The 26,353-nt window shown below is 72.3% G+C and carries 25 protein-coding genes and 2 pseudogenes; 15 read left to right on the top strand and 12 right to left on the bottom strand.

Features of this window, described 5'->3' with window-relative positions; translation table 11 throughout:
• Positions 1-81: 81 nt before the first annotated feature.
• Positions 82-246, bottom strand: a pseudogene (locus FHS34_RS11280) (sigma factor); the annotation flags it as partial.
• A 756-nt stretch (positions 247-1,002) separates the two neighbouring features.
• Here FHS34_RS11280 and FHS34_RS11275 point away from each other — a divergent pair.
• Entirely contained in the window at positions 1,003-1,503 is a 501-nt protein-coding gene (locus FHS34_RS11275) for a DUF3566 domain-containing protein (protein WP_225817342.1), read from the top strand.
• A gap of 24 nt (positions 1,504-1,527) precedes the next feature.
• On the opposite strand, the gene FHS34_RS11270 is transcribed toward FHS34_RS11275, so the two are convergent.
• Both FHS34_RS11270 and FHS34_RS11265 read right to left on the bottom strand, forming a co-directional pair.
• Positions 1,528-1,710: a hypothetical protein gene (locus tag FHS34_RS11270; protein ID WP_184963787.1), complete on the bottom strand. Its 183-nt coding sequence runs from the start codon at positions 1,708-1,710 to the stop codon at positions 1,528-1,530.
• 174 nt (positions 1,711-1,884) lie between these two features.
• Positions 1,885-2,607: a DinB family protein gene (locus FHS34_RS11265; protein ID WP_372478550.1), complete on the bottom strand. Its 723-nt coding sequence runs from the start codon at positions 2,605-2,607 to the stop codon at positions 1,885-1,887.
• Between the two features lie 273 nt (positions 2,608-2,880).
• Between FHS34_RS11265 and FHS34_RS11260 the strand changes: the two genes are divergently transcribed.
• From FHS34_RS11260 to FHS34_RS11250, 3 genes are all read left to right on the top strand, one after another.
• Complete coding sequence (locus FHS34_RS11260) at positions 2,881-5,382, top strand: DUF4132 domain-containing protein (protein WP_184963783.1); 2,502 nt, start codon at positions 2,881-2,883, stop codon at positions 5,380-5,382.
• A complete protein-coding gene (locus FHS34_RS11255) occupies positions 5,382-5,774 on the top strand; it encodes a hypothetical protein (protein WP_184963781.1) in 393 nt (130 codons plus the stop codon). The genes FHS34_RS11260 and FHS34_RS11255 overlap by 1 nt, the downstream gene beginning before the upstream one ends.
• Before the next feature lie 73 nt (positions 5,775-5,847).
• Entirely contained in the window at positions 5,848-6,300 is a 453-nt protein-coding gene (locus FHS34_RS11250; protein ID WP_372478549.1) for an ATP-binding cassette domain-containing protein, read from the top strand.
• On the opposite strand, the gene FHS34_RS11245 is transcribed toward FHS34_RS11250, so the two are convergent.
• From FHS34_RS11245 to FHS34_RS11235, 3 genes are all read right to left on the bottom strand, one after another.
• Positions 6,233-6,745 carry a GNAT family N-acetyltransferase gene (locus FHS34_RS11245; RefSeq protein ID WP_184963780.1) on the bottom strand — a complete coding sequence of 171 codons (513 nt, stop codon included), beginning with the start codon at positions 6,743-6,745 and terminating at the stop codon, positions 6,233-6,235. The genes FHS34_RS11250 and FHS34_RS11245 overlap by 68 nt on opposite strands.
• 282 nt (positions 6,746-7,027) lie before the next feature.
• Positions 7,028-7,228 (bottom strand): hypothetical protein, encoded by a 201-nt coding sequence (locus FHS34_RS11240; RefSeq protein ID WP_184963778.1) that lies wholly within the window; start codon positions 7,226-7,228, stop codon positions 7,028-7,030.
• A 96-nt stretch (positions 7,229-7,324) separates the two neighbouring features.
• Positions 7,325-8,194: a LysR family transcriptional regulator gene (locus FHS34_RS11235; RefSeq protein ID WP_184963776.1), complete on the bottom strand. Its 870-nt coding sequence runs from the start codon at positions 8,192-8,194 to the stop codon at positions 7,325-7,327.
• A 103-nt stretch (positions 8,195-8,297) separates the two neighbouring features.
• On the opposite strand from FHS34_RS11235, the gene FHS34_RS11230 reads away from it, so the two are divergent.
• Entirely contained in the window at positions 8,298-8,645 is a 348-nt protein-coding gene (locus FHS34_RS11230; protein WP_184964290.1) for a YciI family protein, read from the top strand.
• A 65-nt stretch (positions 8,646-8,710) separates the two neighbouring features.
• Here FHS34_RS11230 and FHS34_RS11225 read toward each other — a convergent pair whose 3' ends face one another.
• Positions 8,711-9,925 (bottom strand): MFS transporter, encoded by a 1,215-nt coding sequence (locus FHS34_RS11225; RefSeq protein WP_225817340.1) that lies wholly within the window; start codon positions 9,923-9,925, stop codon positions 8,711-8,713.
• 46 nt (positions 9,926-9,971) lie between these two features.
• Between FHS34_RS11225 and pdxR the strand changes: the two genes are divergently transcribed.
• The 5 genes from pdxR to FHS34_RS11200 all read left to right on the top strand — a co-directional run bounded on the left by pdxR (position 9,972) and on the right by FHS34_RS11200 (position 17,382).
• The gene (pdxR, locus tag FHS34_RS11220; RefSeq protein ID WP_184963774.1) at positions 9,972-11,381 is read left to right on the top strand and encodes a MocR-like pyridoxine biosynthesis transcription factor PdxR; all 1,410 of its coding nucleotides are present in this window, start codon (positions 9,972-9,974) and stop codon (positions 11,379-11,381) included.
• Between the two features lie 109 nt (positions 11,382-11,490).
• Positions 11,491-12,432 (top strand): DUF6924 domain-containing protein, encoded by a 942-nt coding sequence (locus tag FHS34_RS11215; RefSeq protein ID WP_184963772.1) that lies wholly within the window; start codon positions 11,491-11,493, stop codon positions 12,430-12,432.
• A 151-nt stretch (positions 12,433-12,583) separates the two neighbouring features.
• The gene (locus FHS34_RS11210) at positions 12,584-15,706 is read left to right on the top strand and encodes an amidohydrolase family protein (protein WP_225817339.1); all 3,123 of its coding nucleotides are present in this window, start codon (positions 12,584-12,586) and stop codon (positions 15,704-15,706) included.
• Between the two features lie 86 nt (positions 15,707-15,792).
• On the top strand, positions 15,793-16,257 hold the full coding sequence (locus FHS34_RS11205; RefSeq protein WP_184963768.1) for a MarR family winged helix-turn-helix transcriptional regulator: 465 nt from the start codon (positions 15,793-15,795) through the stop codon (positions 16,255-16,257).
• Between the two features lie 174 nt (positions 16,258-16,431).
• Positions 16,432-17,382, top strand: coding sequence for an NmrA/HSCARG family protein (locus FHS34_RS11200; protein WP_184963766.1), 951 nt, complete (start codon positions 16,432-16,434; stop codon positions 17,380-17,382).
• A 123-nt stretch (positions 17,383-17,505) separates the two neighbouring features.
• On the opposite strand, the gene FHS34_RS11195 is transcribed toward FHS34_RS11200, so the two are convergent.
• On the bottom strand, positions 17,506-18,105 hold the full coding sequence (locus tag FHS34_RS11195; RefSeq protein WP_184963764.1) for a TetR/AcrR family transcriptional regulator: 600 nt from the start codon (positions 18,103-18,105) through the stop codon (positions 17,506-17,508).
• Between the two features lie 178 nt (positions 18,106-18,283).
• On the opposite strand from FHS34_RS11195, the gene FHS34_RS11190 reads away from it, so the two are divergent.
• Positions 18,284-19,075: an SDR family NAD(P)-dependent oxidoreductase gene (locus tag FHS34_RS11190; protein WP_184963762.1), complete on the top strand. Its 792-nt coding sequence runs from the start codon at positions 18,284-18,286 to the stop codon at positions 19,073-19,075.
• A gap of 27 nt (positions 19,076-19,102) precedes the next feature.
• Here the strand turns inward: FHS34_RS11190 and FHS34_RS11185 are convergent, their stop codons facing one another.
• Positions 19,103-20,083 (bottom strand): polyprenyl synthetase family protein, encoded by a 981-nt coding sequence (locus FHS34_RS11185; RefSeq protein ID WP_184963760.1) that lies wholly within the window; start codon positions 20,081-20,083, stop codon positions 19,103-19,105.
• A 458-nt stretch (positions 20,084-20,541) separates the two neighbouring features.
• Entirely contained in the window at positions 20,542-21,144 is a 603-nt protein-coding gene (locus FHS34_RS11180; protein ID WP_184963758.1) for an O-methyltransferase, read from the bottom strand.
• A gap of 125 nt (positions 21,145-21,269) precedes the next feature.
• Here FHS34_RS11180 and FHS34_RS11175 point away from each other — a divergent pair, with 125 nt between their 5' ends.
• Positions 21,270-21,566, top strand: coding sequence for a hypothetical protein (locus tag FHS34_RS11175; RefSeq protein WP_184964286.1), 297 nt, complete (start codon positions 21,270-21,272; stop codon positions 21,564-21,566).
• A 17-nt stretch (positions 21,567-21,583) separates the two neighbouring features.
• Here FHS34_RS11175 and FHS34_RS11170 read toward each other — a convergent pair whose 3' ends face one another.
• A complete protein-coding gene (locus tag FHS34_RS11170) occupies positions 21,584-22,372 on the bottom strand; it encodes an alpha/beta fold hydrolase (RefSeq protein WP_184963756.1) in 789 nt (262 codons plus the stop codon).
• A 140-nt stretch (positions 22,373-22,512) separates the two neighbouring features.
• On the opposite strand from FHS34_RS11170, the gene FHS34_RS11165 reads away from it, so the two are divergent.
• The 3 genes and pseudogenes from FHS34_RS11165 to FHS34_RS11155 all read left to right on the top strand — a co-directional run bounded on the left by FHS34_RS11165 (position 22,513) and on the right by FHS34_RS11155 (position 25,835).
• A complete protein-coding gene (locus FHS34_RS11165; protein WP_184963754.1) occupies positions 22,513-22,944 on the top strand; it encodes a LysR family transcriptional regulator in 432 nt (143 codons plus the stop codon).
• Between the two features lie 140 nt (positions 22,945-23,084).
• Positions 23,085-24,498: pseudogene (locus FHS34_RS11160) on the top strand (PHP domain-containing protein); the annotation flags it as partial.
• 401 nt (positions 24,499-24,899) lie between these two features.
• Positions 24,900-25,835 carry a DUF5996 family protein gene (locus FHS34_RS11155; protein WP_184963753.1) on the top strand — a complete coding sequence of 312 codons (936 nt, stop codon included), beginning with the start codon at positions 24,900-24,902 and terminating at the stop codon, positions 25,833-25,835.
• A 34-nt stretch (positions 25,836-25,869) separates the two neighbouring features.
• On the opposite strand, the gene FHS34_RS11150 is transcribed toward FHS34_RS11155, so the two are convergent.
• A complete protein-coding gene (locus tag FHS34_RS11150; protein WP_184963751.1) occupies positions 25,870-26,343 on the bottom strand; it encodes a VOC family protein in 474 nt (157 codons plus the stop codon).
• Positions 26,344-26,353 lie beyond the last annotated feature (10 nt).

The raw sequence follows: 26,353 nt of genomic DNA, 5'->3' as shown, positions 1-26,353 counted from the left end.
GCCTCCGCCGTCGCCGAGGCGGCCCAGGGCGAGCCGTCGAACGGCGTACGCAGCATCGCGGGCCCCGAGATCCAGCGTCTCGAGGAACGCGCCGGAATCCCTGACCGCACCGCGGTCGGCGCCCTGCCAGCGCTCCCACACGTCCTGCACCACGTCCTCGGCCTCGGACACGCTGCCCAGGACGCGGTACGCGATTCCGAACAGCCGTGGACGCAGCCGCTCGAACGCCTCCGCCGCCGCGCTCAGCGAGTCGTCGGGGGAGGGTTGTGGCGGGTCCGTGTGCCGATGCCTCCGAGGGGCGCGTTCCCTTGCACAGGCGTGCCTCGGTACGGCAGTGCCTGCTCGCCATGATGCTATGGAGGCGGCGGCGGAGAACCGAGCAGGCCCCCGGGCCTCCCGGCCGGACCGCACGAGCCGCGCGGCCCGGCCACGACGACCGGGGCCGGACACCTTTCGCCATGCATGCTCACAAAAGGGCCGATACCGTCGGTTTCACGGACCAGCAGGCCCCAGAGGCCGCCTGGCGGTCGACGGAGGCCCGTTCGTTGGTGGAGGGCATGGCCGGCTGCCGGGCCAGTCAGGGAGACAGGCATGAGCCGAGCCAAACGCAGGCCCCGCGACACCCCCGGCGAACGGTCGGTCCTGGAGCAGGACGGCGGCTCCGGCACGGCTCCGAACCCAGGGCCCGCCGGACACCAGCGAGTACGTCCCCCCGATGGAGCCAGGGCCCGGCCCGCACCCGGTACGGTCCCCGAGCGGGACCACATACCCTCGGAGCCGCCCGGCCGGCACGACTCCGCGGGGCCCGCGGGGCCCGCGCCAGGGCGCCCTCTCCGTCCCGGGCCCGTCCCCAGCGCCGTTCACCCGTTCGGACCTGTCGGCGCCCGCCGGTCCGGCCTGATATCCGGCGCCAGGAGACGTCCGGCACCGTCCCCCGGGCCCGCCACGGCCGGCCGTCGGACGATACGGCTGCGGCTGGCGGAGGCCGACCCCTGGTCGGTGATGGTGACGAGCTCCGTGCTGCTGGCGGGACTGGGCCTGATCGCCGTCGTCACGGCCTGCGTCGTCTGGGTCATGGTCGACGCCATGATCCCGGAGGCGCTGCCCGCCCTGACCACCGTTCTGTCGATCGCGGGCGGAGTCGTCGCTCTGGAAGTCGTGCTGGGCACCGGCCTCGCGACGTTGTGCGCCTTCCTCTACAACCTGTCGGCGCTGTACAGCGGCGGTGTCGAGATAGCCGTGACGGACGGCCCCGACGGCCCCGCTCCGCCCGCCCCCCGGTCCCTGCCGCGCCTGGCCCGCGCGCGCGTCCGCGTCCGCCGGTATCTGCGCACCCGCGTCCCGCCCTGGGGGTCCGGCGCCGTACGGCGCCTGCTCGTGGGCGGTGACGCCGGGACGCCCGCCGGGCGCGCCCGGACCGCGCGGGCCCATCCGGAGGCCGACGGCCCGGGAAGGCCGGGCGAGGGCCTCGACGCGCCGGGGGAGGTCTCCGACACGGCCTGACCGCCGACCGGGCGGCGGCCGGTGTCACGCCAGGTTCAGCAGGCCCGTGTACGAGCCGCCGAAGTCCCGGTCCCCGTCGACCAGATGGATCTCCAGAATCCAGTGGGCCTGCCACCCTCCGTCGACCGTGCGGCGAAGGGGTTTGTGGTAGCAGGGGCAGAGGAAGGAACCCGCGGGCGCACAGGCGGCGTCCGCGGTCGGTCCCACTCCGGCCAGACGGCCGACGTGGCACCGAGGCCCCAGCGCGTTCCGGCCGCGATGGCCTTGATCTCGGCGTGCAGGCGCTCACCGGTGATGCGGGTGTCCGCGTGGAACGCCTCCCGGCCCGCGGTGAACGTCTTCTCCAGGTTCTCGACGAGCCGGTGCCCAGGGAAACGGGCCCTACCCTTCAAACGGGCCCTGCCCCTGAGGGGAGAAGCGGGCCCGCCAGAGGTCGCGGAGCAGTGCGATCTCGGACATGTGGTGGATGAACTCGAGGTTGGTCCCCCACAACGCGTCGAAGAACGGATCGTCCGGGTCGGAGCCGTACGGATACTGCGAGAACCCGACCGTGTCGAGTTGCTCGTCGGTCACGGTGGCGACGCTGTCGCGCCAGCGGTCGATCAGCGCCCAGAACCGGTCGGCCGCCAGGGCGGCGTCCGGGGTGAAGTCGACCAGCTGACGAGGGTCCTGCCGCCGTTCACCGAAGGTCCACTCCCACCGGCCCGCGAAGTCGACGTGCAGGTGTCCCAGCCGCCACGCGATCGTCGTGACCGGGGACGCGTCGGGCTCCGGCGGGTTGCTGTCACCGAGGATCTGCTCGACCCGCTCGACGCTCACGCCCCAGTCGTCGGCGATCTTCGCGACCGTCATGCCGTCCGCCGCCTGACGGGCGACTTCCGCGTACTCGCTCGCCGGGATCTCCGGGGCGCCCTGGTCGAGCACCCAGTCGCCCGGCCCGAACGCCCGGGGCGTCGTCGCCTCGGCCCGGGGCCGGATCGACCAGCAACCGGGTACCGGCTCCCACAGGTACTCCTCGTCGCCGAGCCCCGCCAGCCGCACCTGGGCGCGCTCCCTGGCACAGTCGAACTGGTCGAGCAGCAAGCCCAGACGGTCGGATCGCATGCGTGCACCACCCATGCCCGGCTCCCTTCGGGTCACCCAACTGGCCACGTCCAGGCGGAGGTTAACGACTCGTCCACAGGGCCGCGACCCATTTCCGCGGTCACGGGGACCGCACAGCGGAGGTCTTCCCGCTTCACCCTCAGCTTGGCGGCCCGCTCGCGGGGGTCGAACCCCGCGGGCCCGGACCGCCGTCCAGGCACCGTGACCGCCCGGCGGTCCGCCGACGAGGCCGAACCCGATGGCATTGTCAGTCCCCCCTGCCATCATCCCGCCATGCTGTACGACGCCCTGATCACCGAATCCCGCCGGCAGGACTCGCTCGACGACGTCAGGTCCGAGGCGTTCGACCGCGCCCGCTGGCTCGTCGACCTCCTGGAGCGTCAGGGGACCGAGCTCCGGCGGACCCTGGGGCACGGGCACGGGCACCGGCGATCGACGGCGACGGACGCGGCGGCCCGGGCCGAGATCGACGAGCGGCTCACGGCCTGCACGGACGAGGAGGGCCGAGCCGCGGCCCTGTGCCTCGTGCTGGCCGCCGGCTTCGACGGCGCCGGCCTCCGCCAGTACGACGACGAACTCGAGCCCCTCCTCTCACGGGTCCGTGGCTGGACACCCGACGAGGTCGCGGTGATGCTGCTCCGCGCCATCGAGCACGACAAGGGCCATCGGTTCGCCGACTCCCTGGAAATGGTGCTGAACGCCGCCGACCGACTGGACCCCGACGGTTGCCGCGCGGTCCTGCCCTGGCTGCGCCACGCACACACCCGCCTCATGGACCTCACCGTCGAGGCGCACCGGCGCGCTTCCCTCGCCCGCCGCCTCCGCACGCTGCTCGCGAGCGCGGACGAGGCACACATCCCCGAGGGCCTGATCCCCGCCCACGCCCCCTGGGCAGCCCCGCTCAGGGACCGCGCGAAGACCGCACCGACGCCGGAACTCGCCCGTTTCGTGCGCCACTTGACGGGCCTCGCGGGGCCGCGTCCCACGCAGCGGTGGCGACGGACTTGCCTCGAACTCGCGGACGCGGCGTCGGCACGGGACCTTGTCGCCGACGTCCTGCGCGCACTGGCCGAGGGCGATCCACTGTGCAGCAGGGGAAGCGGCGCGCACACCGACTGGATCCACGGCGACTTCCACTACCACTACCTCGTCCACCAGAACGACGGCGACCTGGCGCGCGGCGCCGTCTGGGCGGCCGCACTGACCGACGGCCCGGGCGCGGTGCGGCACCTGGGCACGCTGACCCTGCGCACCGGCGGTGCGGGCAGGGAAGTGACCGAGAATCCCAAACTCGCGGGCGCGGCGGTCAACGCGCTCGCCGAGACCGGCGACCCGTCCGCCCTGGAGGCCCTGTGGCGGTTGCGCTCCCGGATCAGGCACCGGGCGCTGCGCAAGCAGCTCGACACCGCGCTGACCACGGCGGCCGAAAAGCAGGGGATCACGGCCCAGCAGCTCATCGAGCGCAGTGTGCCGGACCACGGCCTGGCGCCGGACGGCTCGTTGGAGCGGCAGGTGGGCGAACACCGGGTACGGGTGGCGATCGAGGAGGCGGCGACCGTACGGCTCACCTTCACACGCCCCGACGGGACGACCTCGCGCACCGCACCGGCCGCACTGAAGGACGGCTTCCCGGACGAGCTGCGGGAGTTGAAGGCCCTGGCCAAGGAGGTGCGGGGGACGCTGTCGGCGGAACGCGCGCGCCTGGAGGCGCTGATGTCGGCCGGGCGCGAATGGCCGTACGACGAGTGGTGCCGTCACTACCGCGACCATCCGGTCACCGGCACCCTCGCCCGCGGCCTGATCTGGGAGTTCCAGGACGCGAACGGCCGGTGGGCGGCGGTGGTGCCGACGGCCGCACCGGACGGCCGGCCCGAGCGCGTCCGGCTGTGGCATCCGATCCGGGCGTCGGCCGACGAGATCGGTTCCTGGCGGGAGCGGCTCCTCACCACAAAACTGCGGCAGCCGTTCAAACAGGCCTTCCGGGAGATCTACCTGCTCACCCCGGCGGAGCGGGAGACGGGCGTCTACTCCAACCGGTTCGCCGCGCATATCGTCCACTACCGGCAGCTCTACGCACTGTTCAAGGAACGCGGCTGGCAGGCCAACTTCCTCGGCTCGTACGACGGCGGCTACGACGGCCGGGCACGGGCCGAGTTCGGCGACGGCGCATGGCGGGCCTTCTTCCACCACGAGCCCGCCGCGGAAGACCACGACCGCTACTCGCCCGAGCACGCCGCGACGGACCAGGTCCGCTTCGAGCGGCGGGACGGCCGGCGCTGGCGGGAGGTTCCCCTGGCGGAGGTGCCCCCGCCGGTCTTCAGCGAGGCGATGCGGGACGTCGACCTGTTCGTCGGCGTGACCTCGATCGCCGCAGACCCCGACTGGACCGACCGGGGTGAGGACCGCTACGCCGGGTACTGGCGGACGGCCACCTTCGGTGAGCTGACGGCAAGCGCCGAAGTCCGCCGCGAGGCCCTCGCACGGATCCTGCCGCGGCTGAGGATCGCCGACCGGTGCACGCTCGACGGCCGCTTCCTGATCGTCCGCGGGGACCTGCGCACGTACAGGATCCATCTCGGCTCGGCCAACATCCTGATGGAACCGGACGACGCCTACCTGTGCATCGTCCCCTCCCGCGGCAGGCCGAACGGGAAGGTCTTCCTGCCGTTCGAGGACGAACGGCTCTCCCTGATCCTCAGCAAGGCGTTCCTGCTCGCCGCCGACACCGAGATCACCGACGAATCCATCCTGACGCAGATCGAGCGAGGTGCCTGATGGCCACCGTGACATTCCGGGACGAGACCGTGGCGGGCAAGCCGTTCAGGGAGTGGGAGGTGTCCGGTCTGCCGGAACGGATGACCGTACGGGAGCTGATCAGGCTCCGGGTCCGGGAGGAGGTCGCCCGGCACAACGCCCGCCCGGACACCCGGTTCAACGGCCTCGTCCGCCCGGACGACGCCGAGACGGAGCTGAACGGCCACCGGCTCCGCGAACCGCGCCGCATCGACTGGGAGCGTCAGGCCCGGGTCGCCGAACAGGCCTTCCTGACCAACGGATTCTTCATACTGGCCGGCGAACGTCAGGTCGAGGACCTCGACGAAGTCGTGGACCTGGCCACGGACCCCGACCTGGTCTTCATCAAGCTCGTCGCCCTCGCCGGCGGTTGAGCCCCGTGCCACCGGCTCCTCGGCGGGCGGACGGGATCTGTCCCCCCGCGCGCCGCCCGCCGAGGACGAGGGCATGGCTGAGATGACGACGGACACCGGGACGGGAACCGCCGCCAGGGCGCAAGACCTGCACCGGCAGTACGGACGAGGCGCCGCCGCCGTGCGGGCGTTGCGCGGGGTGTCGGTGGCCCTCGCGCCGGGGACGTTCACGGCGGTGATGGGACCGTCCGGTTCCGGCAAGACCACCTTGCTGCACTGCCTCGCCGGGATGGACCGGCCCACCCGGGGCTCCTCTGGTGGGGCGGCACCGAGGTGTCCTGGCTGCCCGAGCGGCGCCTGGCGGAACTGCGGCGCAGCCGGGCCGGGTTCGCGCCGCCTGCCCTCGGCAACCGGCGACGCGGGGCCACCCACGGCCGCGCGGGGGCGTGCAGTACGCCCCCGCGCGGCAACGGGTCGGCTCAGATGCCGAACGGAGCGGCGTAGCGGACGGTTCCGCCGGGGAGCGGATGGCCGGCGTCGAGGCTGAGTGCCATCAAGGCCTCGTCGGGAACGTCGATGGACAGGACGATGCCGTACTCCGAGGCGCGGTGGAATCCGAACCGGGGGTAGTAGGACGGATGCCCGAGCACCACCACGTGGTGCTCGCCCAGTGACCTCGCCGCGGACAGCGCCGCGCGGACGGCCGCGCTGCCCGCGCCGGTCCGCTGCTGCTCCGGGCGCACGGCGCATGGGGCCAGGCACAGGGCCGGGATGTCGCCGATGTGGCAGCGGGTCAGCAGCGCGTGACCCACCGGGCGGCCGGACTCGTCCGCCGCGACGAGGGAGAGGACCTCGATCCAGGCGGTCGGGTCGGCGCGCAGGGCGTCGACGAGGTCGGCCTCCGCAGGGGTGGGGAAGGCGGCGACGATGATGTCGCGAATGGCGGGGATGTCGGCGCTGGTCTCGGCGCGCGTGATCCAGGTGTTGCCCATGATGATGAGGATCCGTTTCGGACGGTGTTCGTGTGAGAGCCCCGCGAGCTCACGCTCTCGGCGGAGGCGGACAGGAGGGATCAGGCCACGGCCCGGGACGTGAGGGAGACTCGGGCACTGCGCACGGTGGCCTTGAGCGCGGTCATCAACCTCACCTCCCTCTTCCTCGACAGCTCCTGATCAAGCACGAACACACCAAGGGTACACCGCTTGCGCCGCTGCGAGCGGCGCGAGCGGTGCCGGCCGCCCCGGTACGACGCCGGACGCGGAACGCCGAGTGCGTCAGAACAGGGTGTCCTGGTCCGGTTCCTCCGCAGTCAGCGGGCCCACGTCCTCACCCCTCCACTTCGCCGCGAGGTGCTTGCGCCAGCCCGACGGTGGCGGCCAGGGCACCCCCCATTGCGCGAGCTGCTTCTTCGTCCAGCCGCCGTCGGGGGTCTGCGCGGCGGTCACCTCGTCGGGGGAGGGTATGTAGTCGACCATGGAACGATGCTGCCCTGCGGAAGCCGCGACCGAACGTGGTCGGGGTCGAACCGGCCACGGGGTGGGCCAGGGGCGTCGGGGCTCGGTACGTCGCCGTCACCGGCCGCTGTTCCTCAGACAGGAGCCCCAGGAAGTGCGGGCGGAGGCGACCAGGAGCAGCTGTTCGTGCGGTGGCTCCGGGCCGACCGGGCGCCACACGAGATCCGGGTCACCCTGCGAACTGCTCAAGGGCCGCAGCGCGACCAGGTCGTCCTCTCCGATGAGCCGGTGGCGGAACAGGGTGTGACCGCCGTGGTCCTCCGGGACGGTCTCGGGGCTCCAGCCCCGGTCACGCAGGTGCGCGAGGACGGCGGCCGCGTAACCGGGGGCACGTTCCGGCGGAAACCACAGCAACCGCTGTCCGGTGAGGTCCGGCCAGGTCAGCCGGGGCCGGTGGGCGAGCGGGTGGCGAGGGTGCAGGACGAGACCCAGAGGCTCGTCGTTGATCGTGCGAGCCTCCAGGCCGGTGGGGTCCACGGGTGCGCGCAGGAGGCCGAAGGCCAGCGTGCCGGCCCGTAGCTGATGCACCTGGCTGCGGGAGTCGGCCTGTCGGTAGGAGATCCGGTGGCGGCCCGCGCGGGTGATGATCTGCTCCGCCCGGGCCAGCACCGACTGCGCCACCCCTCGGCACACGCCGACGGTCGCCACCGGAACCGCGGCGCGCGCCGCCGCGACGGACGAACTCAGTTCGCCCAGCGCCCGGTTGACGCCGTCGAGCAGCAGACGCCCTCCTTCGGTGAGTTCCATGCCCTGCGGCAGCCGGCGGAACAGCGGTGTGCCGATGCGCTGTTCCAGCAGCCGGATCTGCTGGCTGAGGCTCGGCTGCGCGATCCGCAGGCGCCTGGCCGCCTCGGTGACGGTGCCGGCCTCGGCGACGGCGGCGAAGTACCGCAGATGACGCAGCTCCACGCCCGGGATCTCGTCCATGCCCGATTCACCGACTCCCATCCGCGGCCATAGGCTCCAGCCTATGGCCGCAGTCATGGACCGGTCTTGGCGCTCACGGACCCGCATGCCCTTGACTGAAGGCATGTTCGTGATCGTGTTCAGGTACCGCGCGCCGTTGGAGAGCATCGACGCGCTCAGGGACGCCCACTACGCCAACCCGCACGGAGTGTTCGCCACAGGGCTGGCACGTCTCGCGGGCCCTCTGGAGCCCCGTACGGGCGGACTGGTCATAGCGGAGGGCGACCGGTCGGCCGTCGAGTCCGCTCTCGCCTCCGACCCGTTCATCACCGCCGGCGTCGCCACCGCGGAAATCCTCCAGTTCAATCCGACCTGGCCCCCGAAGGATCCGCCCTCCACGCCGGCCACCAGCGTGGCCCCGGCCGCCGCCGCGATCTCCCCGTACGGCCTTCACCCCCGGCCGAGCAACTGACCCTCAGCTCCCCCCTGCCGTGACCACACCGAGGCGGCGCCGTGAACCTGGCCGCCTGTCGCCCCTCACTTGAGCGGCGCGGGGGCGCTTGTCCGCGGGGCGTCAACCTGGGTGGGGGCGCGGTGGGTGTGCCGTGCCGGTAGCACGGCGGTCAGCATCGCGACGCCGGTCAGGGCGAACGCCCAGGGGTAACCGGTTCCCGCCGCGAGCCAGCCGAACGCGACGGCGCCGGTGCCCATGCCGGCGTCGTACGCGAAGTTCCACAGCGCGCTGACGGTGCCGTAGCCGGCCGCCGGGACCCGCGCGTACATCAGCGTCAAGGTGGCGTTCTGCGCGATGCCGAAGCCCACCCCGAACACCCCGACCGCGACGACGACGGCCACCGCGCTGCCGGTCAGGGCCATCATCAGCGTGCCGGCGGCCGACAGCAGCAGCCCGGGCAGCACCAGCCCGCCGGCGCCGTGCCGGTCCCCCCGCCGGCCGGCGACCCAGCGGGCGAGCGTGGTCGTCGCGGGCTGCACGAGCAGGGCCACGGCGACCGTGGCCGAGCCGGGCACGGCGAGCGGCAGGAAGGTGACGACGATCCCGGCCGCGACGGCCGTCGCCGCGAACACCGTCGCGGGGCGCCGGAGTCCGGCCGTGCGCAGCCCTTCGGTCATGCCGACGGGCCGCCCCGACGCCTCGATCCGGTCGGGCAGTCCGGGCACCGCCAGGATCGCGGCCAGCGCGGCGACGGCCCCCGCCGCGAACACCACCCCGTAGCCCGCGTGCTCGGCCAGCCACACCCCCAGCGGCAGCGCCACCAGCGACGGCAGCCCGCCGACGATGCCCACCAGGGCCAGGCCCTCGCCACGCCGTTCGGCCGGGATGAGCGATGCGGTCAGCGCACCTCCCGCGACCACCGTGAAAGCGAACCCCAGTCCGCGCACCAGACAGACACCCACGATCCACCACAGGTCCCGGGAGACCGTCAGCGCCAGCGCCGGTGCGCCCAGCAGGACCAGGCCGCCGATCAGCAGCACGCGGTATCCGTAGCGGCCGACCAGAGCGGGTGTCGCGAGTTCGCCCACCACCGTCGTCAGCATCAGCGCGCCGGTGGCCAGTCCGGCCGCGCCGTCGCCTGCGCCGCCGGTCGTGGCATAGGCCGGGACGACCGACAGCAGCAGGTAGAAGCTGGTCGAGGTGCCCAGTACGGAGACGAAACGCAGCAGCAGCGGCCGGGTCAGCAGCGGTGGGCGCGGAAGTGGTGCCGTCGACTTCACGTCGGGAGTATCGGTCACGGGACGACGCTAAGCGGCCGACCGGATCGCGGTAAGCTCCGGTTCCATGCCGCCGGAGTGGTCCAGTTGCCCGCCCGAGCTGCTGCTGGTCGTCGACCGGAGCAGCGCCCTGCCCCTGCGCGCACAGGTGGAGCACGGCCTGCGGGACGCCATCCGCACCGCCCGCGTGCGGGTCGGCGAGCGGCTGCCCTCCTCCCGGGAGCTGGCCCGCACGCTCGGCGTCTCACGCGGGCTGGTGCAGGAGTGCTACGCCCAACTCCAGGCGGAGGGCTACCTGGTGACGCGTGCCGGCTCCGCCACCCGCGTGGCGGCCGGCGCCGCGGCACCGCCCGCGTCCACGCAGCCGCAGCGGACCGCGTCCCGCCTGGTGGCCGACTTCCGCTGGGGCGTACCGGACTTGGCCGGCTTCCCCCTCCAGGACTGGCTCTGGGCCACGCGTGAGGCGGCACGCGCCATGCCGAGCGCGGACCTCGACTACGGTGATCCGCGCGGCAGTCGGGCCCTCCGCGAGGTCCTCGCCGGCTACCTGCGCCGGGTCCGTGCCGCGGCGGCCGACCCGGAACACATCCTCGTCTGCAACGGCTACGCGCAGGGTGTCGGCCTCGCCCTCCACGTCCTCGCCGCCGGTGGTGCGGGGACGGTGGCCTTCGAGGACCCCGGCTCACCCGCCACCGTCCGCGCGTGCGCCACGGCCGCGGGGCTGCGTGCGGTTCCCGTGCCCGTCGACGAGCACGGCATCGACGTACGGGCACTGGCGGCGACCGGCGCCCGCGCCGTCGTGGTCACCCCCGCCCACCAGTGGCCGACCGGCGTCGCCCTCGCCCCGAAACGCCGGCTCGCCCTCGTCGAATGGGCCAGGGACCAGGACGCGGTCATCATCGAGGACGACTACGACGCCGAATTCCGCTACGACCGCGAACCCGTCGGCGCGCTTCAGGGCCTGGCGCCCGACCGGGTCATCTCCCTCGGCACCGTCAGCAAATCCCTCGCGCCCGCCCTGCGGATCGGCTGGATGATCTGTCCGCCCGCCCTGACCGACGTGCTCGCCGAGCACAAGAACCGCAGTGACCGCGGCACGCCCACGCTCGACCAGCTCGCCCTGGCCCGGCTGATCGAGTCCGGACGCTTCGACCGCCACCTGCGCCGCATGCGCGCCACCTACGCCACCCGTCGTACCGCCCTGCTCGCGGCGCTCGCCGAACACGCCCCCGGGCTGCCGGTCACCGGACTCGCGGCCGGCTTCCACGCGGTGGCCCACCTGCCCGCGGACGCCGACGAACACCATGTCGTCTCCGCCGCCCGCGAGCGGTCCGTCGGCATTTACGGCATGAGTACCTGCCGCGCCTCCAACGCGGCCGCACCCGCCCACATCGTCCTCGGCTTCGGCAACGTCGGCGAACGAGCCGTCGCCGAAGGCATCGCGGCCATCGGCCACCTGCTCACCGGCCGGCCGTGACGGGCCTGACCGCGAACTCCGCTCGGTGCGCGGGGCGACGGGAAGTGCCCGGCCTCCGGACCGCTCGGCCCGTGTCCTGAATCCCACGCCAGTCCGTCGAAGGAGCGTCATGTCCTTTCCCGCGCTTCCCCAGCCCGCGCCCGGTGCGGTGCTGTTGCTCTGCACGTGCTACGAGGAGGGCAGGGCGCTGTGGGGCGGACTGCTCGACCGGATCGGAGGCCGCCGGGAGGACGACGTACTCGTCCTCGGGGACGGTGGAGTACGGCTCCACCCGGTCGAAGGCCTTGGCTGGGACCAGCTGCACGGCGGCAACGTACCGGCGCTGGTCCCGGACGGCGGTCCCGGGGCTCCGGTCGTCGTGCTGGCGGACATCTCCATGGTCTACGGCGGTGCCGGGCCGTTGCTGGTGGACCTGGCGGCGATACCGGGGCGCGGCGTCCGCGCCCCGTCGGCCCGGCTCGGCGGCATCCTGGCCGCCCTGCTGGGCGGGACGCTCACGTTCGACGACCTGGTGCGCGGCATGGACCACTACGGCGTGTACCAGGGCGACGGCGGCCGGCCCGCGTTCCCCACGCCGACCGCGCCGCCGAACCGGCCCTTCCCGCCGCTGCCCTCCTCCACCGCGGCCCTGCTGGTCCGCACCTCCTTCGACGACGAGGACGGCTGGCGCGCCCTGCTCGGCGAGTTGGGCGGGGCGGACGAGGACGGCTGGGTCGGCACCGGCCTCGACCCCGACGAGATCGACCCGGAGCACTACCCGTTGGAGGCGCTGGTCGTGGACGACCGGGCCTTCGAGGGCCTCGGGCCGGGCCCTGTACCGGCGCTGGTCCCACCCGAGGAGCACACCACGCTGGTCGTACTCGCCGACGCCAGGACCTTCGCCGAGCCCGGCCGGCCCCTGACCGTCGTCGACCTGTACGACACTCCGGGGCAGTCCACCGTCCTTCCCTGCCGCGAGGTCGGGTCGATGGCGTGCAACCTGGAGATCAGCAACATGGACTTCCACGAGTTCGTCGCCGTGGACGACGCGAAGCCGTGGTGGGAGGGCTGACAGGGCGGCATGCCTTCGCCGAGCCGGGGCTTCGTCCTGGCGCATGGCCGTGACGGCGATTCGACGCGGTGCGGGCGCGTCGTCGGGCACTCGGCTCCGTCGGTCGACACCATGGATCCGCCAACTGCCGGTGGTGAGGAGACCGATGACGATGAGCGACGGCCCTCTCAGCCGCCGTGGCCTCCTGCGGGCGTCCGCCGCCGGACTGGTGGCCGCGTCCCCGGCAGCACTCGCGGTCGCGGCGGCGCCCACCGCCGTAGGCCAGCGGTTGCTGCACTACCGGGAACTGACCGGCGGTTCGGTGACCGCTTCGCGGGACGGCTCCGTGCTGATCGCCGAAGTGCAGGGCGTCCTGTGGCGCGTGCCGCCGGAGGGCGGGGTGGCGGAGCGGATCACCGACTGGGAACTGGAGGCAACTCGTCCGGTTCTGTCGCCCGACGCCGGACGGCTGGCGGTGGGCGGCTACCGGGGCGGCGGGTTCCATCTGTGGACGCTGCGGACCGACGGAACCGGGCTGCGCCAAATCACCGACGGCCCCTGGGACGACCGAGGCGTGGCCTGGTCACCCGACGGCACCCGCCTCGTCCTCTCCTCCGAGCGCGGGGGCGACGCGGTGGCCGGGGCACCGTTCGGACTGTGGACCATGGGCGCGGACGGCGGCCGCCCCGTCCGGCTGACCGGCGGGAACCACGAGGACTTCGACCCGGTCTGGTGGCCGGACGGGCGCTCCGTGGTGTGTGTCCGCGCCGCCCACACGGCCGACGGCGGCACCGACGGGGGCCTGTCACTGGTCCGGGTGCCCCTCATGGGCGGTCCCGAGCACGTGATCCGGAAGGTGCGGGAGGGCCGGCTGCTGTGCCCGGCCGTGTCGCCCTCAGGCCGTGTCGCCTGGCTGCACCTGTCCGGCATCACGGGTTCCCCGTCGCTGCCGGCCGCGCGGGCAACGCTCATGGTCGACGGCCGGGTCGTGACCGAGGACGAGGATCTGGCGGCGGCACCGCCGTGCTGGCTCGGGGACGGCCGGCTCCTCTACGTCGCCGACGGCCGGCTCCGCATCCGCACCCTCGACGCGTCCGGCTCGGTGCGGGACATTCCCTTCAGCGCCCGGATGCCGGTCCCGCGACCCCGCCGGCGCCGCAAGCCGTCCTCGTGGGAGGCTGCCGGGCCCGTGCGCGGCATCCACCTGCCGGCCCTGTCCCCGGACGGCAGCAGCGTGGCGTTCGTGGCGCTGAACGCCCTCTGGGTGCTGCCCGTCGACGGCATGCCCCGCAAGGTGGCACAGGCCGCCGCCGTCCACCACGTGCAGATGCCCGCCTGGGCACCGGACGGACGGAGCCTGCTGTACTGCAGCGACCGGGACGGACTGACGGCCGTACGCCGACTGCGCCTCGACAGCGGTCACGACGAGCCGGTCACCGGTCCCGGCCGGCTGAATCCGGCGCTGTCCCCGGACGGCTCCCGCCTCGCCTGCCAGGACGTCACCGGCAACCTGCTGCTGTGCGACCCGGTCGGTGGCGAGGAGCGGGTGCTGGCCCGGCCACTGGCCACCGACGGCCCGCCGGGCGCTCCGACATGGTCGCCCGACGGCCGGTACCTGGCCTTCTGCGACCGCAACCGGCTCAACCGCCGCTTCCGGGAGGGCTATCACCTCATCCGCGTCGTCGACACCCGTACCGGCACCGAGAAGCGCCATCTGCCCGCCGCTCACCAGTCCCTGTCCGACCGCGCCGCCGCAGGGCCCGCGTGGTCGCCCGACGGCCGCTGGATGGCACTGGTCGCCGAGTCGGCGCTGTGGCTGCTGCCCGTCGCCGCCGACGGCACCCCGACCGGCCCCGCCCGCCGGCTCACCGACGAACCGGCCGACCACCCCACCTGGGCACGGAAGACCAACACCCTGCTCTACCTGTCCTCGGGCCGGCTCCGCCTCCTCGACCTCACCGCCGCCCCGGCGCTGGCCGGCCCCCGCACACTCGCCGTACCGATCAGCCACCGGCCGGCCCGCGGCCGCGAACGACTCCGCGTCCACGCCGGCCAGTTGTGGGACGGCACCGGCAGCGCACCGCGCGAGGACGTGGACATCCTCATCGACGGCGGCCGTGTCGTCGCGGTCGAACCACACCGTCCGCGCCGGCCCGGACACCGCACCGTCGACGCCTCGCAACACACCGTGCTGCCCGGCCTGTTCGACGCCCACACCCACCCCTACAGCGCCACCTACGGCGCCCGGCACAGCCTCACCGCGCTCGCCTACGGCATCACCACCACAGCCTGCCTGGGCGCCCCCTTGTACGAGGCGGTCCGGCTGCGCGAGTCCCTGGCCTCCGGCCACAGCACCGGCCCGCGGCTCCTGGCTTGCGCCGAATTGATCGACGGAGCCCGCACGGCCTACTTTATGGGCCGCGCTCACCGCACCCCCGCCGGCGTACGGCGCACCCTGGAGCGGGCCACCGCCCTGAAGGTCGACTTCGTGAAGACCTACGTCCGCGCCTCCGGTGAGATCATGGCCCAGGCCGCCGACACCGCTCACCTGCTCGGAGTCCCCAGCGGCAGCCACTTGTGCGCACCGGGCCGCGCGGCCGGACAGGACCTCACCACCCACCTGCAGGCGACCCAGCGGCTGCCGTACGGTCACGCCACCACCCCCATGGGCCGCATCCACCAGGACCTCGTCCAGCAGTACACCGATGGCGGCTTCGCCATGATCATGACCCCCTTCAGTGCGCAGTTCCTGCTCGGCGCCGACCCCGGCCTCGCCGACGACCCCCGCGTGCTCACCCTCATGCCGCCCTGGGACACCGCCGCCGTCCGCGAACGCGCCCACACACCGCCCACCGACCGCCAACGACAGGCCCTCGCCACCGAGATGGCCGACTACCTCGGCCTCGCCGCACACGGCGCCCTGCTCGCCCTGGGCACCGACGCTCCACTGGTCCCGGCCGGCCTCTCGCTCCACCTGGCCCTGCGCGCCCTGCACGCCCACGGCTTCTCGCCCGGCCAGGCGCTGCTGTGCGCCACCGCAACCCCAGCGCGGCTGTTCGGAGTCGAGGGCGACCTCGGCACGGTCCAGCCCGGAAAGATCGCCGACCTCACCGTCGTCGACGGCGATCCCTTCACCGACTTCAGCCACCTCGTACGCACCCCACTGGTCCTCCGCGCCGGCACCGCCCACCATCAGACCGATCTGGTGCACGCCGCGCAGACGACCGCCGACCCGCCGCCCCTCCGACGCGCGCCGGCGACGACGGAGCACCCGAAGCGCCTCGGGACGTCATGACCTGGGGGCCCGGGACGGACTTCGGCCGGGCCGGGCGGAGGCCGGGGCATGGGTGACGTATCAACCACCTGGGTACACTCGTCCTCGTGGCGGAATCAGCTGACTGGTTGACGGCGGAGGAGCAGCGGGCGTGGCGGGGCTTCGTCCGGTTGCATGAGCGGCTCGGCGGCCGCCTGGCACGCCTGTTGCAGGCGGAGTCCGATCTCTCCGCGGCGGACTTCGCCGTCCTGGTCCATCTGGCCGACGTGCCGGAGGGGCGGCAGCGCCAGCAGGGTCTGGCGCGGACGCTGGAGTGGGAGAAGAGCCGGATGTCCCACCACGTCGCGCGCATGGCCGGACGGGGCCTGGTGGTGCGGCAGGAGTGCTCCGAGGACGGCCGGGGCGCGTTCGTGGTGATCACGGAGGCGGGCCGGGCGGCCGTCGAGGCGGCGGCTCCGCTCCATGTGGCGGCGGTTCGTTCGCTGTTCCTGGACCATGTCACGCCGGCGGAGCTCCGGACGCTGGGGGAGGTCTCCGAGCGCGTCGTCGCGAAGCTCGACGAGGAATCCTGAGCCGACCGGACCTCGGTGCCGGCCGAGCCGGCCCGCGGCGCGCGTGGCATGGCGTACGCCGTCGGAGTGGATCTGGCCTGTTCACCACCATAGGAAGTTGACGCGTCAACCAGCCCGCCCTAGCGTCGTGATGCGTCAACTCGACGTCCCTCGTCTCGGACAAGGATGACTGCCATGAGCGACAAGAAGATCATCGCGGTGACCGGCGCCACGGGCTCGCAGGGCGGGGGTGTCGCACGGGCGATCCTCGCCGACCCCGACTCGGGATTCGCGGTCCGCGCGCTCACCCGGAACCCGGATTCGGTAGCCGCCCGGGAACTCGCCGAGCTCGGAGCCGAGGTCGTACGGGCGGACTTCCACGACGAGCCGACCGTGCACAAGGCGTTCCAGGGAGCGTACGGAGCCTTCCTCGTCACCAACTTCTGGGCGCACGGCTCCGCGGTGAAGGAGAAGGAGGAGATCAGGGTCCTGGTCCGGGCCGCCGAGGCGACCGGTCTGCGCCACGTGGTCTGGTCGACCCTGGAGGACACCCGCGAGCTGCTCCCGTTGGACGACCCCCGGATGCCGGTCCTGCAGGACGAGTACAACGTGCCCCACTTCGACGCCAAGGGCGAGAGCAACCGGCTGTTCACGGAGGCCGGGGTGCCCACGATCTTCCTGAACACCACCTACTTCTTCCAGGGCTTTCTCGGTCCGTTCGCTCCCCGGCGCGCCGAGGACGGCGTGCTGACGCTGACCATGCCGTTCGAGGACGGAAAGCTGCTCTCCGGGGTGGACGTGGCGGACATCGGCCGCATCACGCTCGCCCTCCTCAAGGGCGGCGAGCGGTTCATCGGCCGCACCATCGGCCTGGCGGGCGACCACCTCACCGGCGCGCAGTACGCCGAGAAGCTGGCGGCCGCGCTCGGCGAGCCGGTGCGCTTCCGGTCCATTCCGTACGACGCCTTCCGCGCCCTCGACGTCCCGGCGGCCGAGGAGATCGCCAACATGTTCCAGTACTACGGCGACTTCGACCGGGAGTTCACCGGCGCTCGCGACCTCGCACGGCTGCGCGAGATCAACCCGGCCCTCAAGAGCTTCGACGACTGGCTGGCCGAGAACGCCTCGAAGATCGAAGTGAGCTGAACGACCGTGCCGGACACGGGGTGAACCGCCAGGTGTGAGGGCGTCCGTGCCGTGCGGCAGGGCCGGTGCGGTGCGCCAAGTGGACACGGGCCAGGCCCCCGAGGGGCACCCCGGCCGAAGGTCTCACGCCGGCTGGTCCTGCTCCGCCTGCTGGGCGGCCGCCCCTCGCGCGAGCAGCAGGAGGGCGTCGACCAGGTCCTCCGCGGGGCTTCCGGTGGCCAGGCGCCGTAGCTGCAGGCCCATCACGACGGCGACCGTGGTGGCCGCCAGGTGCTCCGCGCCGGGAACGCCCAGAGCGGTGAGGATCCTGGCGGCGAGCCGGTCGTAGGCCCTGAACGCCTCCGCCGCCGCCTCCCGCAGCCGCTCGTCGCGCCCCGCGTGGATGTACAGCTCGAACGGAGCGAGATGGGCGCTGTCCAGCGCCGTGCCGCACGCGACCTGGCCGGCCAGGGACGCGGCCTCCTCCATGCCGATGCCGTCGGTCCGGCACTGGTCCGCCAGCTCGGTGAAGTGCCGGGCCTCCTCGCGCACGAAGTGCAGCAGGCTCTCGCGCAGCAGATCGTGCTGGGTCTCGAAGTGGTACGTCACCGAACCCAGCGACACTCCCGCCTGCCGGGCGATCCGCCGGTTGGTGACCGCGGCGACCCCGTCCTCGCCGATGATCTGCAGGACGGCGGTGATGATGCGCTGGCGCGTCGAGGCGGAGGATGCGGCGTTCGGCATGTCACGCATTGTTCCATCAATCGCCTGCCACCCCGGACCGCGTCCGGGCCCCATGGCGGCCGACAGGTTGACGCCCGGTCAAACCCTCGGGCCGGCTGCTGGACCTGACGGGTGCCGGTGGACAGGAGTCCCCGCCGTCCCTATTGTTCGTTCGAACGAACAGCATCGGAGGGTAGTCGTGCAGATCGCAGGGACAACTGTTCTGCTCACCGGAGTCACGGGCGGCATCGGCGGCGCGATCGCCGCGGGAATGGCGGCACAGGGCGCGCATCTGATCCTCACCGGCCGGCGGCGCGAGGCGCTGGCACCCCTCGCCGACCGATACGGTGCGCGGACGATCCTCGCCGATCTCGCGGACGACGAGGACGTCAGGCGCCTCGCCGAAGAGGCCGCCGGTACCGACATCGTCATCGCCAACGCGGCCCTGCCCTCCAGCGGCGACCTGCTCGACTACACGCCGGCGCAGATCGACCGGGCGCTCGCGGTGAACCTGCGCGCGCCCGCGATGCTCGCGCGGCTGCTCGCACCCGACATGGTGACCCGCGGCCGCGGCCACATCTGTTTCGTGGGATCCCTGTCGGGCATGGCCGCCACCAAGTCGTCATCCCTCTACAACGCGACGAAGTTCGGGCTCCGCGGCCTCTCCCTCGCCTTCCGCCAGGATCTGCACGGCACCGGTGTCGGCGTCTCCATCGTCCAGCCCGGTTTCGTGCGCGACCTCGGCATGTTCGCCAACACCGGTTCGCCCACGCCCGGGGGAGTCCGTACCGTCGCACCGCAACAGGTCGTCAAGGGCGTCACGAGGGCGATCGAACGCGACATCGCCGAGATCAACGTCGCCCCCCTCGAACTGCGCTTCCTCACCAAGATCGCCTCCCAGTTCCCCGGCTTCGCCGAACGGGTCCAGCGGCGCGCCGGCGCGGAGAAGACCATGAACGCCATCGTGGCGTCACAGCGGGCGAGCCGCTGACCCAGAGGGAGAGCACGCGGCCGGAGCTCAGGCGCGCTGTCGGAGGAGCACGGGGGACGCCCGGTCGACGAGGTCCCGCAGCACCGGCACGTACGCGGCGTGACCGCCGAGTTCGTCGAGGATGCGATGGGCGCGGTCACGGAACTCGTCGATCGCCTTCTCGAAGGAGCCCAGCACCGCGGGCGCGAGCAGCAGCTCGGTGAGGTCCGCACGGAAGCGCGCGGAGTGCCTCGCGCCGGCGTGCAGCGCCAGAACACGCTCCGTCGAGTCAGGCGCAGCCTCCTCCAGGGCACAGGCGAGCAAGTAGGTCACCGTGCCGTTCCGCAGATCCTCGTCACGGCCGGACAGGATGTCCTCCTGGTCGTTGAAGAGCTGCCACAGCACTCCGAAGACGTTTCCGAACTCGCGCCACAACTCCACGCGCGGCTGCCGAGCGCCCGCCAGCTCGGCGGCCATCGCGGTGATCATGCTGAACGGGGCGCCGGACTTGCCCAGGTACGCCGTGACCACCGACGCGCGAGTGGCTGTCGCGGCCCGTCCCCGAAGGTCCCTCAGCTGCCCCTCGGTCGCAAGGGTCCAGCACCGCACTATCTCGGCGGACAGCGTGCCGCGGACCGGCTCCGGAATGCGCTCGGACTGGACGACGAGAAGGGGAAGAGGGGTGCCCGCGATGACGGTGGCGAGCAGTGCGGTGCTCTCGTCCAGGTCGCCTGACCGGTAGGTGCCGTGGGAGTCCGCGAGATCGTCCAGGCAGCAGGCCGACGTCCACCACAGCTCATGGACGACGGCCAGGGGGAGCGCAGGTTCCACGGCTCCCGTCTCGACGGCATGGACGATCATCGGCAGCACCGACAACGGGTACTTGAAGCTACGGTGCTTCAATAGCTCGGCGACCACCGCCCGGACCTCGGGGGCCGACGGACCCAGCAGGTCGAGCGCGGCATCCCGCTCCGCTTCGATCGCCGCGGCCGTCCGCCGGTACATGTCCTCGTACGTCGCCGCCGTCATGATTCCCCTCGCCACCGCCCAGTGCAATGGTCCGATTCGATCACCCCGTGCAGTGAGAGGCCAGACCGGATTCCCGCCATGGCCGATTCACCCGGCGGCACGGTCGGGCCGGCCGGTCACCCCGCTCATGCCGGGCCGCGTGGGAGAACCGGTCGGGAGGGTCTGCTGCTCTCGGGGCGTCGGGACGAAGCACTATCGGCCAGTCGGTGTGTACGCTCCGCGCCGTGACCGTGGCACCGTCCGTGGTCCTTACGCCGTGCCCGTGTGGCGTGTGGTTCATCCGCGCCAACTTCGGCGATCGAATGCGCGCGTCTGGGCAGATGTGGGACTGTGGTGACTGGCCGGGCCCGTCGCTTTCCCCCGTGGTGACGGGCCCGACCGCTCGCCCCGACGGCACCGTATCCGTACGGTCCGCGCAGGCACGCCGTCGTTCGCTGCCCCTCGCGGGTGCGGTGGCCTCAGCCGCTCGGCAGGCGGGTGCCGACGATCACACTGAGGTCCGCGGCGAGGCGGAGTTCGGTAGCCCGGAGCTCGGGGTGTTCGAGCCAGTGCATACGGGGTCGGTCGGGTGCGCCGTTGAACAGAGGGGGCCATGTCGTGGCCGGCGTGAAGTCGTCGATCACGACCGTGCCGCCCGCGGTGAGCAGCCGAGCGGGGTCCGCGGCGCCATCACCCTTGCCCTGCCCTCCGCCATCGAGCACGAGCAGGTCGTAGGGGCCGTACTCCTCGATGCGCCGCCAGTCGCCGTGCAGGACCTCGACATGGCCGCAGCCCCGGAAGACGTCCGCGGCGATACGGGCCCGTTCCGCATCGCGCTCGACGCTGAGCACCCGGGTGCGTGGAGACGCGCCCGAGGCCAGCCAGGCCAGGCCGACACCGCAGCCCGTTCCCGTCTCGGCGATGCCGCGCGCCGCTCCCGCGGCCAACACCTGGAGCAGGCGCCCCTGTTCGGGCCTGCAAGAGAAGGGAAAACCGTGCGCGCGCGCCGCCGCGACGGCCCGCTGGACCAGTGGGGGCAGTGAGTCGGCGGCCTGGTAGGCGTTCGTTCCGTCAAATGACATGTCGAGCAGTGTGGCCGCACGGCCGTCCGGTCGGCTCGGTGTCGGCGGGGGAGAGCGGCGTGGGCGGACTCGAGGCCGCGCCGGCCGAGACCGCGTTGTCGGTGGTGGCTGGGAGGCTGGTCCGTATGAACGGTGATGAGCAGTTGATGCGTGGCCGGGTCTACGGCCGCGACCACGACGACCCGGATCCCGGCCCGCTGCCGCACCGGACCTACGCCACGCTCATAGGCGGGCCCCTGGACGGTCTGCTGCTGGACATCACGGGCTGGCCCCCGGAGGAGGTCGACGACGGTGTCGCCCTGCCCACCGAGCTGTCGCGGTGGCCGGGTGGCCGCGCCCTGTACGGCCCGCGTCTCGGCGAACCGCGCACACCGGGCCCCGGTGTGGCGTGCCGCTTCCACTACTCGGGTGACACACCCTGAGGCCGGCCCTGGAGTTCCTACCGCGTGTGCGCGCTGGTGAGGAAGTCCAGGACGAGGGGGCCGGCGTGGGTGCGGAACTCCTCGAAGTAGGCGTGCCGGCCCTCGGGGATCAGGTGCAGTCGGGCGCCGGGGATGCGGTCGGCGAGCAGGGGTGCGTTGGCGGTGGGATTGAGCAGGTCGTCGGTTCCATGGACGACCAGGGTGGGTGCGCTGATGTCCGGCAGGAGGTCCCAGGCGTTGTGCCGGTTGCTGGCCGCGAGGTGGTGGCGCCGGGCGTGGGCAGGCATATCGGGGTCGCCGAGCGTGTGGTGCGGGCCGGGATGGGAGGCGAGCCATCGGGGGGTGTACATCAGCTCCAGCAGGGCCTGTCGCGCGGCTCCGGGCCGACTCTGCGCCAGGGCTCGGCGGACGTCGTTGCCGCGTTCGACGCCGTGCGGGCCGCCGGGTGAGGTGCAGCCGAGAACCAGGGCGCCCACCCGGTGCGGATGGCGGGCCGCGAGCTGCTGGGCCACCCGTCCGCCCATGGACGTGCCGTAGACGTCCGCCCGGTCGATGCCCAGTTCGTCGAGGACGGCGACTACGTCCTGGGCGAACAGTTCGGTGCTGTAGGGGAGGTCGGGCTTGTCGCTGTCGCCGGTGCCGCGGTAGTCGAGCGTGAGGGTGCTTCGAGCGGGATGGAAGTCAGCGCGAACCCTGTCCCACCAGTGGTGGTTGTTGGCCTGCCCCGCCAGCAGCACCAGCGGCGCCCCCCGGCCCTGGAGCTGGTAGGCGATGCGGGTTCCGTCCGGTGTGATCGCGTACGTCATCGGCTTCCATGTTCTCGTGTCGGCGGGCGAAGCGCCCGTGTGGACTTCTGGCCCGACTGGGCGGTGGAGCACCAGGCTTCCTCTCCCGCGCTCATAAGAGAAGTCAGAAGAGAGGGGTGCAGCATCAGGCTTCGTGAAGGGTGGTGGACCCAGGGCGGCTCCGGCTTCTCGCGTTGATCGAGCGGCACGGCTCCCTGACGGCGGCGGCTCACGCACTCCGGCTCACACCCGCGGCGGTCACACAGCAGGTGGCCAGGGCCGAGCGCGGCTGGCAGGTGCCCCTGGCCGTCCTTGGCCCTCGCGGAGCGACGCTCACCGCGGCCCGTGCGCTGCTCGCCTCCCACGGCAGAACCGTGGAGGAGGCATCCGGCAAGGCCGAGGCGGAACTGGCCGCACTGCTCGGCCACCTCGCCCTACGGCTGTGGATCGGAACGTTCAAGGCAGCCGCCCTGCACCTGCTGCCACCCGCCCTGACGGCTCTGCGGCACCGCCATCCGACGCCGACGTCTCCGTCGTGGACGTGGCGTCCGGACGCGGAGCGGACGGGATCAGTGCGGGGCGCCTGGACCTGACCGTCGTCGCGTCCCGGGGCACGCCGCTCGCGCCGCCCCCGCACATACGCGCCCACCCGCTCCTGCCGGACCGCGACCGGGACACTCAGTAGCCGCCGAGAAGGGCTCGTACCTTGAGCAGGGTCTCCGGGCCGGCGGAGCTGTGCCAGCGGTTCGGGTCGGCGGGACGGCGCCCCCACAGCAGCAACACCCGTGCAATGAGTGACCACGGCAACATGTTCGGCGCGTACGAGTTCCAGCAGGCGGCCAAGGGCTTCGAGAACGTCAAGTCGGTCATCGGGATCGAGGCGTACGTCGCCCCGACGTCGCGCCGCAACCGGAAGCAGGAGTTCTGGGGGCCGGGCGGGCAGCGTGCCATGTCCGACGAGGGTGAGGGCTCGAAGGACGTCTCCGGAGGTGGCCGCTTCACTCACATGACGATGTGGGCGACGGGTGCGCAGGGCCTGCGCAACCTCTTCCACCTCTCGACCGAGGCCAGCTACACGGGCCAGTTCCCGGCAGGCAAACCCCGCATGGACATGGAGCTGATCAGCGAGCACGCCGCGGGCGTCATCGCGACGACCGGATGCCCGTCCGGCGCGATCCAGACCCGCCTGCGGCTGAACCAGTACGACGAGGCGCGCGGGGTCGCCGCTGCCTGCCAGGACGTCTTCGGCAAGGAGAACTACTTCCTGAAGCTGATGGACCACGGGCTGTCCATCGGGCGGGAGGTCCGGGACGGGCTGCTGCGGCTGGCCAAGGAGCTGAACATCCCCCTCCTGGCGACGAACGACGCGCACTACGTCCACCAGGACCAGGCCGACGCGCACGACAACCTGCTGTGCCTCGGCGTCGGCAAGAACAAGGCGGACGAGAAGCGGTTCCGGTTCCAGGGCAGCGGCTACTACCTGAAGACCGCGCAGGAGATGCGGTCCCTGTTCGCGGAGCTGCCACAGGCGTGCGACAACACGCTGCTGATCGCCGAGCGGGTCGGCTCGTACGACGAGGTCTTCGACTACGTCGACGAGATGCCCCAGTTCCCTGACGTGCCGGAGGGGGAGACGCAGGAGTCCTGGCTGCGCAAGGAGGTTCACCAGGGACTCACCATGCGCTACGGCGCCCCGATCCCCGCGGAGGTGCTGGAGCGTTTCGAGACCGAGATGTCGGTCATCGGCCCGATGGGGTTCTCCTCCTACTTCCTGGTCGTGGCCGACATCTGCAAGTACGCCCGTGACAACGGCGTCCCGGTGGGGCCGGGCCGTGGTTCGGCCACCGGTTCGATCGTCGCGTACGCGACCAGGATCACCGAGCTGTGCCCCCTGGAGCACGGCCTCCTGTTCGAACGGTTGCTCAATCCAGAACGCATCAACCCGCCGGAACTCCTCCCGGATCCTCGGCTACCCCTTCTCCCACGGTGAGCGCATCACGAAGGCGCTGCCGCCGGACATCATGGGCAAGTCGATCCCGCTCGACGGCATCTTCGACCCGGAGCACCCGCGCTACGGCGAGGCCGGCGAGATCCGGCAGATGTACGAGAACGAGCCGGACGTGAAGAAGGTCATCGACACCGCTAGGACTTGTCCGGCCGATCATGTGACTTCCGATCAGTCCACCCGCCATGTGAAGAGGCTCTTCAGTTGGCACAAAAGCGGGATAGTTGGCACCAAGATCGCTCTGCTCCGGAAGCCGCAGTGAGCCGGGACGCGATAGGTGGAACCTGGCCACGCATGGTGGAACCAGGGCCCTTGGCTTCGGGGGAGCTGGGTGTCACTGGCGTCGGGTTGGATGAGCCCGTGGCTGTCTATGACGTGGCCCGCCAGTTTCCCGCCGTTGGCCGGAGGACGGCGGGACCTGGGCGGCGGCCCGTGCGGCGGCTGGGCTGGACCGCTCCCTCGGCGGCGTGCGGGATGTCCCCGGCGGGGTCATGATGAGACGGCCCGGCCGCCGCGGGAGCGCCGGGCGGGAAGGGGCAGGCGATGGAGCTGTTCCCGCCGGCGCCGCTGCCGGAGTGGCGGGACACGAAGGAGACGCTGCACCGCTTCGCGCAGGTTGTCGGCAAGATCCGCTTGGCCGCGAGCGCTCGGCGCAACCACTGGTGGAACGTCCCGTTCCATGTCACTGGGCGCGGCATCACCGCCCGTCCGATGGGTCAGGTCGACGGAAATCCGATCTTCACGGTCGACTTCGACTTCGTCGACCACCGGCTCGCCGTCATGACGCTGGACGGCGAAGAGCGGTCCTTTCCGCTTTCGGGCCAGTCCGTCGCGTCCTTCTACGACCAGACCCTGGCCGCTCTGGCCGCGCTGGGCGTCCGGGTGAACATCGCTATTCCCAGGCCCTTCGATCTACCCGACGCCGACCGGCCGTTCGCCGAGGACACCGAGCACGCGACCTACGACCCGGTAGCCGCAAACCGCTACTGGCGGGTGCTGAGCCAGGTGGCGTCCGTGCTGGAGGAGTTCGCGGCGGGCTTCTCGGGAAAGGCCAGCCCGGTGCACCACTTCTGGCACACCTTCGACATCGCCCACAGCCGGTTCTCCGGGCGCCGGGTCGACCAGCCCAGGCAGGCCGACCCCGTCACCCGGGAGGCGTACTCCTCGGAAGTGATCAGCTTCGGCTTCTGGTTCGGCGACGACACTTTTGCCGAGCCCGCGTTCTACTCGTACACCGCCCCCGAGCCCGCCGGTCTGGCCGAAGCGCCACTCAGCCCGGCGTCCGCGCAGTGGGTCGCGCGCGGCGACAGCCACCTGGCCGTGCTGCGCTACGACGCGGCCCGCGCCGAGGCCGATCCACGTGCCGCCGTGCTCGCCTTCTACGAAAGCGCCTACCAGGCCGGGGCCGGACGCGCCGGATGGGACATCGCGGCGCTTGCGTGCCCCGGCGGAATCACGGACCCGGTCCGTCGCATCTGACGAATTCGGTCAGCAGCGCAGCGCGGTGCAGTGGTCAGGCTTCGGTGTCGGTGCGCGCCAGGATGCCCTTGAGCAGGCCCGTGGACTGGCCGACCTCGATGAGGTAGCCATCCGGGTCGCGCATGTAGCAGCGCAGCTCGGCGCGCCGGTCGATGGGCGGGGTGAGGAACTCGGCTCCCTTGGCGCGGGCTGCCGCGTAGAAGCCGTGGATGTCCGCCACCCGTACGTTCAGGAAGCTGGAGGCGGTGTGGCGGTCCTCCGGTGGGCGCAGTATGACGTCGGGTTTGTCATCCGTGGGCCCACCGCCGGGGTTCATGATGATCCAGCTGTTGGCGACCTTGATGATGCAGGGGTTCTCCTTGAGCACCACCTGCCCGCCCAGCACATCGGCATAGAACGCCCGCGAGCGAGGGACGTCACCGACCGTGAGAAAGTGCGTCAGCAGCAGACCCTCGGCCGGTGCGGGAAGGTCGTCGGCTGAGGCGCCGGCGGCGATGAAATCGGACATATGGCAAGAG

The sequence above is a fragment of the Streptomyces echinatus genome (genome assembly GCF_014203595.1).
GTDB classification, from domain to species: domain Bacteria; phylum Actinomycetota; class Actinomycetes; order Streptomycetales; family Streptomycetaceae; genus Streptomyces; species Streptomyces echinatus.
This window is presented reverse-complemented; position numbering and strand designations above follow the sequence as displayed.

Coding starts and splice junctions, on each gene's coding strand:
- FHS34_RS11255 (WP_184963781.1), top strand. CDS start 5,382: ATGGCCACCGTGACATTCCGGGACGAGACCGTGGCGGGCAAGCCGTTC.
- FHS34_RS11185 (WP_184963760.1), bottom strand. CDS start 20,083: ATGACGGCGGCGACGTACGAGGACATGTACCGGCGGACGGCCGCGGCG.
- FHS34_RS11180 (WP_184963758.1), bottom strand. CDS start 21,144: ATGTCATTTGACGGAACGAACGCCTACCAGGCCGCCGACTCACTGCCC.
- FHS34_RS11200 (WP_184963766.1), top strand. CDS start 16,432: ATGAGCGACAAGAAGATCATCGCGGTGACCGGCGCCACGGGCTCGCAG.
- FHS34_RS11215 (WP_184963772.1), top strand. CDS start 11,491: ATGTCCTTTCCCGCGCTTCCCCAGCCCGCGCCCGGTGCGGTGCTGTTG.
- FHS34_RS11235 (WP_184963776.1), bottom strand. CDS start 8,194: ATGGACGAGATCCCGGGCGTGGAGCTGCGTCATCTGCGGTACTTCGCC.
- FHS34_RS11150 (WP_184963751.1), bottom strand. CDS start 26,343: ATGTCCGATTTCATCGCCGCCGGCGCCTCAGCCGACGACCTTCCCGCA.
- FHS34_RS11245 (WP_184963780.1), bottom strand. CDS start 6,745: ATGGGCAACACCTGGATCACGCGCGCCGAGACCAGCGCCGACATCCCC.
- FHS34_RS11195 (WP_184963764.1), bottom strand. CDS start 18,105: ATGCCGAACGCCGCATCCTCCGCCTCGACGCGCCAGCGCATCATCACC.
- FHS34_RS11230 (WP_184964290.1), top strand. CDS start 8,298: ATGTTCGTGATCGTGTTCAGGTACCGCGCGCCGTTGGAGAGCATCGAC.
- FHS34_RS11155 (WP_184963753.1), top strand. CDS start 24,900: ATGGAGCTGTTCCCGCCGGCGCCGCTGCCGGAGTGGCGGGACACGAAG.
- FHS34_RS11265 (WP_372478550.1), bottom strand. CDS start 2,607: ATGCGATCCGACCGTCTGGGCTTGCTGCTCGACCAGTTCGACTGTGCC.
- FHS34_RS11275 (WP_225817342.1), top strand. CDS start 1,003: ATGGTGACGAGCTCCGTGCTGCTGGCGGGACTGGGCCTGATCGCCGTC.
- FHS34_RS11260 (WP_184963783.1), top strand. CDS start 2,881: ATGCTGTACGACGCCCTGATCACCGAATCCCGCCGGCAGGACTCGCTC.
- FHS34_RS11250 (WP_372478549.1), top strand. CDS start 5,848: ATGGCTGAGATGACGACGGACACCGGGACGGGAACCGCCGCCAGGGCG.
- FHS34_RS11210 (WP_225817339.1), top strand. CDS start 12,584: ATGAGCGACGGCCCTCTCAGCCGCCGTGGCCTCCTGCGGGCGTCCGCC.
- FHS34_RS11240 (WP_184963778.1), bottom strand. CDS start 7,228: ATGGTCGACTACATACCCTCCCCCGACGAGGTGACCGCCGCGCAGACC.
- FHS34_RS11170 (WP_184963756.1), bottom strand. CDS start 22,372: ATGACGTACGCGATCACACCGGACGGAACCCGCATCGCCTACCAGCTC.
- FHS34_RS11175 (WP_184964286.1), top strand. CDS start 21,270: ATGAACGGTGATGAGCAGTTGATGCGTGGCCGGGTCTACGGCCGCGAC.
- pdxR (WP_184963774.1), top strand. CDS start 9,972: ATGCCGCCGGAGTGGTCCAGTTGCCCGCCCGAGCTGCTGCTGGTCGTC.